The 3,804-nt window shown below is 38.1% G+C and carries 5 protein-coding genes; all 5 read right to left on the reverse strand.

Annotated elements, in window-relative coordinates; genetic code table 11:
• Positions 1-183: 183 nt before the first annotated feature.
• Positions 184-777, reverse strand: a complete 594-nt coding sequence (locus FHS90_RS22125; protein WP_182514613.1) for a PH domain-containing protein — start codon at positions 775-777, stop codon at positions 184-186.
• 324 nt (positions 778-1,101) lie between these two features.
• A complete protein-coding gene (locus FHS90_RS22130) occupies positions 1,102-1,521 on the reverse strand; it encodes a hypothetical protein (RefSeq protein ID WP_182514614.1) in 420 nt (139 codons plus the stop codon).
• A 548-nt stretch (positions 1,522-2,069) separates the two neighbouring features.
• Positions 2,070-2,606: a hypothetical protein gene (locus FHS90_RS22135; protein WP_182514615.1), complete on the reverse strand. Its 537-nt coding sequence runs from the start codon at positions 2,604-2,606 to the stop codon at positions 2,070-2,072.
• Positions 2,607-2,691: 85 nt separating this feature from the next.
• Positions 2,692-3,090, reverse strand: a complete 399-nt coding sequence (locus FHS90_RS22140; RefSeq protein ID WP_182514616.1) for a hypothetical protein — start codon at positions 3,088-3,090, stop codon at positions 2,692-2,694.
• 97 nt (positions 3,091-3,187) lie between these two features.
• Positions 3,188-3,625, reverse strand: a complete 438-nt coding sequence (locus tag FHS90_RS22145) for a hypothetical protein (RefSeq protein WP_182514617.1) — start codon at positions 3,623-3,625, stop codon at positions 3,188-3,190.
• Positions 3,626-3,804: the final 179 nt, after the last annotated feature.

The raw sequence follows: 3,804 nt of genomic DNA on the forward strand, positions 1-3,804 counted from the left end.
TCAGGTTTAGCGCATGAATTTAGAAATGTTGAGAAAGTGGCTAAGATTATGAGTTTCTTCATTGATGATTTATTATAAATGCTGTCTAACGTACTTGTGTAAACGACGGCGGAGGCCATCGGCCGACGCTGCCGTTTACACGTTGTTAGCAGCAGGCATTTTTAAAACTTCTGCAGCTTTTTTCTAAAGCCTGGCAATTATTTCAGATTTTTTTGCATCAAACTCTTGCTGAGTAATTAAATCATTTTCTAAAAGCCTTTTTAATTTTTGTAAAGCCTCCATAGGATCTTTTGGCTGACTTTCAATTGTTGGCGAATTTGAAGGAATGTTTGCAGTCACAACAACACCGCCGGCCGCTGCGCGTTTCTCTTCTAATTCTCTGTTTCTTCTATATTCATGTTGTGCTTCTTCTTTCTCCTGAGCGAACTGATAAAGTTTCCGGGCTTGGGCTTTAGGTAGATAATCTATTTTGTTGGTTTGTCCTTTAACAGTCTTAAGTGTAAATTCTGCTCCCCAAATCGATTCTTTCATGTGGCAATCAGCTACGTCTTTCCAAGCGTAGTCCTGAAATTCCATTGATAATCCTAAATTTTTTGGTCTGCAAAATATTACCCGCTTAGATGTCAAGGCAACGCAATCAGGTGATAAATTGACCGCTGGCTTTTTTTGGACAGCTATATATTCAACATCTTCCCCACTTGTTAGTAGGCCTTTTACTTTCGCGTAAATTTTTTCTACCGCTTTAGGGTCTTGTTCTTCATTCAGGAATTGCTTCATTTTTATTTATTTAGATTTATATTTTTGCTTGCTGCTAACGGCCTCGTGTAAAAGACGTGTGAGGCCGTCGGCCGAAACATGACTTTTACACAATGTTGCCAGAAGTTATTTTTTCTTTAGTTCATTCTCAAAGATGTTCTTTATTGCAACAAAATCTTTCAATTCCTGCACATCTGAATAAAAGTAAGAATATGTGTCTGGGTTGTGAAACGTATAGACTCTATAGGAATCACCTATTTTAAACTCAACTGTGTAGCTCTGTCCGTCCGTGGTGTGTATTCTTTGTTCACGCTGTCTTCCATTTACGACAGTGATTTTTTTCATCTATGACGCAAGCTCTTCTTGGCTTGGTAACTCCAATATGTTATTGTCGAGGAGCATCTGAAATAATGCTGGGAAACCCTTGTCAGCCTCTAGTTTGTATTTCTTTATCCTAACTTTAGGATATTTCGACTCGTCGTACAGAGTTCCAGCCCATAACCCGTTTTTCAGAATCACTGTTTTCAATTCTCTTGTGTTGCTCAAACCCTCCAGCTTGTAAAACCTAATTTCTAAATCGTTGGTGGACTCGTCGATAGGATTCAGGCTGATACGTTTTTCAAAGTCTTTGTTCGGAGAGGTATTGAAAGGGTCGGATTTTATTTCGTCAGTTTTTATTGTTGTTACCCCGCGAATTTCCACTTGAGCATAAACTCTACCCAAGTGCAGGAACAGAAGTAAGAGTAACAACTTTACCTTTTTCATTATTTATAATTACTGGCAACGGTTAGTATAAACGACGGCCAAGGCCGTCGGCCGAAGGCTGGCGTTTATGCATTGTTGGCGGACGTTGTTCTTTTATTTTTCCCGCGCATTTTTATAATTCTGTTTTTGGCCTGATTTCAGAAAAACAGTCCGAAAACAGACAATCGGAGCGTTTTTATTATTCCAATTACAATTCCAGTTTTGGCTTAATTTCGGAAAAACAGGCCGAAAACGCGAATCCAGTCGTCGGCTCTTGCGCGCATTTTGCGTCGATTTTTGCTCAAACGCAACGTCAATTCCTCTTCTGCAACATTAGCCGATGAAAGTCGAGCGGCGCGTTCTTGCTTCTTTTAAGCTAACTTAATTCTTCTGCTGATTTATTTCTGCAACTCATGCAGTTTCTTTTTATCGGGTTTGCTGATTTTTTTGCTGGCCACTGCTAGAACTTATGTTTACAATGACCGCCAACGTCTAGTGCATGAGACGTGCAAGGCCGTCGGCCGAAGCATGGCTTATGCACCTTGTTATCTGCTGATATTTTTTCTTTTTTACATGCTCTTCAACAACATAATTTTCCCGTCATGGTCTAAAACTTGCATTACTGTTCTGCTTATGCCAATAGTGTCAACGTTTACGCCTACCCAACGAGCATCTTCGTACTCTCTGTAATCTACTTTTAATAAGTACATGATTTGTTGTAAGGTCTGATGGTGTCCACCGCCTGTTATTCCATTTAGAAGCCCCCATCTTGTAAATCTATAAAGTTCTTTTCTCTGACTATCTGTCAAATGGGCATTTACTTTACATTTCTCTAATGGAATATAATACACCCCGTCCAAACAATTGCTTAAAAAGAAAGTCGAATCTTCATTGAAACTAATTCCCATCTCGTAAATGGGGTCGCCCGTCTTTGAGCTTAAGCTGTACAATATTTCTTTAAAAGTAGAATCATAATGTTCAAGAGAATCTTGCTGTATTTTACTAAAACTTAATTTGTCAAACTTATTATTTGCATAGGGAAGGCAGGATTGCAACGAACCCAATAAGGATACTATTAAAAAGATTAATAAGTAGTTATTTTTCAAGGCTCTTCATTTATTTTATTTGCAGATAACGGCTAGTATAAACGACGCGCAAGGCCGTCGGCCGAAGGGTGACGTTTATACCTTGTTAGGTGTAGATTTTCTCTTGGTATTGCTCCAGGATTGCTAATTTTTTCTCTAAGTTTTCTGCTAAGACAAGTTCTTCAAAACAGAATTTACAAATCCAGTCGTAACCATTAAAATATCCTTCCGTCTCTGTGTAGTCGTTGGGACTTTCACCAATTGAGACAAAACATATTTCACAATGGTCGTGTGTCCAGCCTTTGTCTTCTAATTTGAAATATTTTTCGTCGAATTTTTGACCCATGTACAGATGTGTCGCTGTATTAGACTTTCTGTCGATTAATGCAGGTCTTGAAAACCATTTCATTAACTTCCATTCTGATTTTTTTAGTTCAGAAACCATTTCGCGGATATGCTCTATCTCAACATTTCCTGATGGAAGCTTAACGAAAGTATGTTCCATTTATGTTTTAATTTACACCTAACGGCTAGTGCATGAGACGTGCAAGGCCTTCGGCCGTAGCATGGCTTATGCACCTTGTTAGGGGTAGGTTTTTTATTTATTCATTTGGAACAGTTGCTCCATACCAGTCGCATATTTCAATATTGCTGGTTGTCTTAGCCGCTATAACTTTGAATTCTATGAGTGTATGGTCTTTACAGTTAACTGAAAGTCCACATGGCACCATTTTGGTGTATCCTCCACTCCCTTTAGATGAATTTCCATTACTATCGGTAAATGTCTTTTTTACTGTGTATGCATAAGCTACATAAGTACCTGTAGGGATATTACTGAATTGAAATGTCTTCTTATTCTCTTTAACCAGAGTTTTATAGACATTTCCTGTTTTTGCGTTCTTTATGTAGACATTCATCTGAGGTATATAATGCCCTGGATAACATAAGGTGCCTTTTACAGAACCAAGTTTACCTTCCTGCTCAAAGATTGGCTTTGAACAAAAAATTATTAAAAGACCAAATATGATACTCAGTTTCATAGAAATTTTTAATGTCAGTTATTTTATAACTTACCCCTAACGGTTAGTATAAAAAACGTGCAAGGCCGTCGGCCGAAGCTGGCGTTTATACAGTCCTATGTTTGTAAAAACTAATTAACTTGTATAAAAGAGAAGAAAGGAAGGAACAAGATTTATTATACAATAAGGCCCTTGTAAGC

The sequence above is a fragment of the Rufibacter ruber genome (assembly GCF_014138425.1).
Lineage (GTDB): Bacteria > Bacteroidota > Bacteroidia > Cytophagales > Hymenobacteraceae > Nibribacter > Nibribacter ruber_C.

Bases quoted from the DNA above. Each gene is read 5' to 3' on its own strand.
- FHS90_RS22130 (WP_182514614.1), bottom strand. From the start codon at position 1,521: ATGAAAAAGGTAAAGTTGTTACTCTTACTTCTGTTCCTGCACTTGGGT.
- FHS90_RS22125 (WP_182514613.1), bottom strand. From the start codon at position 777: ATGAAGCAATTCCTGAATGAAGAACAAGACCCTAAAGCGGTAGAAAAA.
- FHS90_RS22145 (WP_182514617.1), bottom strand. From the start codon at position 3,625: ATGAAACTGAGTATCATATTTGGTCTTTTAATAATTTTTTGTTCAAAG.
- FHS90_RS22140 (WP_182514616.1), bottom strand. From the start codon at position 3,090: ATGGAACATACTTTCGTTAAGCTTCCATCAGGAAATGTTGAGATAGAG.